This is a genomic window from Arthrobacter sp. Y3223164 (assembly GCF_059091005.1).
The window spans coordinates 1-2,438 of sequence record NZ_JBNHGF010000403.1 but is presented as its reverse complement, the minus strand read 5'-3'; the positions used below and the strand labels follow the sequence as shown (position 1 = coordinate 2,438).

General features: G+C 69.4%; 4 protein-coding genes. 2 read left to right on the top strand and 2 right to left on the bottom strand.

Annotated features, from left to right (window positions below; translation table 11 throughout):
• On the bottom strand, positions 1–964 hold a 964-nt coding region (locus tag AC5RUJ_RS14635; RefSeq protein ID WP_494156083.1), incomplete at its 3' end, for a GlxA family transcriptional regulator.
• A gap of 81 nt (positions 965–1,045) precedes the next feature.
• Between AC5RUJ_RS14635 and AC5RUJ_RS14630 the strand changes: the two genes are divergently transcribed.
• Positions 1,046–1,213, top strand: a complete 168-nt coding sequence (locus AC5RUJ_RS14630; protein ID WP_494000140.1) for a hypothetical protein — start codon at positions 1,046–1,048, stop codon at positions 1,211–1,213.
• A gap of 170 nt (positions 1,214–1,383) precedes the next feature.
• Here AC5RUJ_RS14630 and AC5RUJ_RS14625 read toward each other — a convergent pair whose 3' ends face one another.
• Positions 1,384–1,941, bottom strand: coding sequence for a DinB family protein (locus AC5RUJ_RS14625; protein ID WP_494000141.1), 558 nt, complete (start codon positions 1,939–1,941; stop codon positions 1,384–1,386).
• A 246-nt stretch (positions 1,942–2,187) separates the two neighbouring features.
• Here AC5RUJ_RS14625 and AC5RUJ_RS14620 point away from each other — a divergent pair.
• Positions 2,188–2,438 (top strand): helix-turn-helix transcriptional regulator (locus tag AC5RUJ_RS14620; protein WP_494156082.1); only part of this gene is annotated, 251 nt, incomplete at its 3' end.

The window sequence follows — 2,438 nt, the reverse complement described above, 5'->3', positions numbered from 1 at the left end:
CGGCGGCGGCGCCACCGCCGCGGAAGGTGCGGCGGTAGGACGCCGGGCTCACGCCAACGGACCTGGCGAAATGGTGGCGCAGCAGCACCGCCTGGCCGAACCCGGTGATCCGGGCGATCTCCTCGATGTTCAGGTCCGATTCCTCAAGCAGTTCCTGCGCACGCAGCACCCGCTGGGCGTTGATCCATGCCGCCGGCGTCGCGCCGGTCTCGGCCCGGAACCGGCGGGCGAAGGTGCGCTCGGACATGTGGACCCGCGCGGCCAGCTGGGCAACGCTGACGTCCTGGGCCAGGTTCTCGGACAGCCAGGCCAGCAGGTCCTTGAGGGTGTGGCAGCCGGCCAGCGACATGGGCCGGTCAATATATTGCGACTGGCCCCCGGCCCGATGCGGCGGCACCACCATGTCCCGGGCGATGGCCGACGCCACGGATGCCCCGAGTTCGGTCCGGACCAGGTGCAGGCAGGCGTCGATTCCGGCGGCGGTGCCGGCGCTGGTGATGATGCGCTCGTCCTCCACGTACAGCACGTTTTCGTCGACGTCGACCTGCGGATATTCGGCGGCCAGCTGGTGCGAGTACTGCCAGTGGGTGGTGGCGCGCCGGCCGTCCAACAGCCCAGCTTCAGCCAGCACAAAGGCCGCCGAGCACACGGACAAGACCCAGGCGCCGCGGGCGTGGGCCGCCCGCAGGGCCTGCAGAAGTGCTTCGGGGGCCTGGTCCATGCGCTGGTACGGCACCACCACCACGAGGTCCGCGTCGTCGGCGGCCTCCAGCCCGACGGCGACATTGAGGGAGAATCCCAGCTTGCTGCTGACGACCCCGGGCTCGGGAGTGCAGATCCGGAAGTCGAACGCCGGAACGCCGGTCCCCCGGTCGGAACGGTCGATGCCGAAGACTTCGCAGACCACCCCGAATTCGAACGGCGCAGCTCCCGGAAGCACCACCACGGCCACCTTTTTCAGCATGCCCCCAGTATGGCAGTTTTTTATGCTTTATGGTCGTTTCTGCCACTCTTTTTTTGCCGGCAGCAGGACCACCATGGAGGCATGGAACTCCTCCTGATTACCGCACTGGCACTCCTCGTCATCATCGAAACCCTCCGGCTGATCCTGCGTGACGGACGGGGCAACACCCCGCCGGAACGCTCACAGGCCGACTGGACGGCCGGCTCCACCCCGAGCCGCCCCTACACCGACCTCGCCCGGCTGGCCTGACCCGGCCACCCCTCCGCGGGTTCCTGACGAAGGGACCCGCGGGCCGAACCCTCTGAAGCACCCCGCGGGACCCGGCCCTCTGATGGGACCCGCGGGCCGAACCCTCTGAAGCACCCCGCGGGATCCGGCCCTCTGATGGGACCCGCGGGCCGGACCCTCTTTACGGCTCCCTACTGGCGGTGGGCGAACAGGTCGCGCAACAGCGCGATCTCGGCCAGGTGATGAATCATTTCCCGGTTGATGTGCAGCACCAGCGTCCCCATGGAGCGATCGGCATAGGGGCCTTCGGCCGGCCCGCAGGGCGCCGCCAGCCCCTCGACGCCGAGTCCCCGGACCCCCGCGGTCCAGTGCGCATAGTATTCGTCCAGCAGTTCCAACGCGCCCGACGCCGTGCCCGGATAGTCGAACGATTCGTAGCTGACCGGCGGCCCGCCGAAGTGCGAGGCGTTACGGCTGCCCAGCACGCCCACCAGAATGTGGCCCAGCCGCCAGGCGACGGTGGTCACCGGCGGCGGCACCGGCTCCGGAAGTCCGAAGTCGATCGTGAAAATGCCGGCGCCCACCGCCATCGGGGCGGTACTGGTCCCGCGGTGCCGCACGTTCCAGCAGCCCTCGGCGGGCTCCCAGAAGTACTCTTCGTCGGTGAGCCCCTCCAGCCGCGGCCGGGCCTGGGCGTCCCAATGCCACGTCAGCTGCTCGAGCAACTCCTCGGCTGCATTGAAAGACATGCCCGCTCCTCCCAACGGCGGCTCCCCGCCTGGGGAGCCCGGGAATCCATCATGCCGGGCGGCCGGCTGTTTGCCCATAGTCGGGACGCACCCCCTGCAACCGGGCAGGTTGCCGACGCCGGGCCCCCTGCATCACGGACCGTTCCTGTCCTGAATTGGGACTAGAGTGGCCCTGTTGCCGGAACGACCGGCACCCGCGCGTGCTGCACGATTCGGCACGCTTCGGCTGCTGAAGTCAGGTGGGCCATGCTCGAAACATCCGCGCGGCTGCTGCAGTTGCTCTCCCTGCTTCAGATGCGCCGGGAGTGGACCGGGTCCGCCCTGGCCGGGCGGATGGGTGTCACCGAACGGACGGTGCGCCGCGACATCGGCAAACTCCGCAGCCTCGGGTATCCCATCAATGCGTCCCCCGGCGTGGCCGGCGGCTACCAGCTGGGCGCGGGCGCGCAGCTTCCGCCGCTGCTGCTCGACGACGACGAAGCCCTCGCCGTCGCGCT

Bases quoted from the DNA above. Each gene is read 5' to 3' on its own strand.
- AC5RUJ_RS14630 (WP_494000140.1), top strand. From the start codon at position 1,046: ATGGAACTCCTCCTGATTACCGCACTGGCACTCCTCGTCATCATCGAA.
- AC5RUJ_RS14625 (WP_494000141.1), bottom strand. From the start codon at position 1,941: ATGTCTTTCAATGCAGCCGAGGAGTTGCTCGAGCAGCTGACGTGGCAT.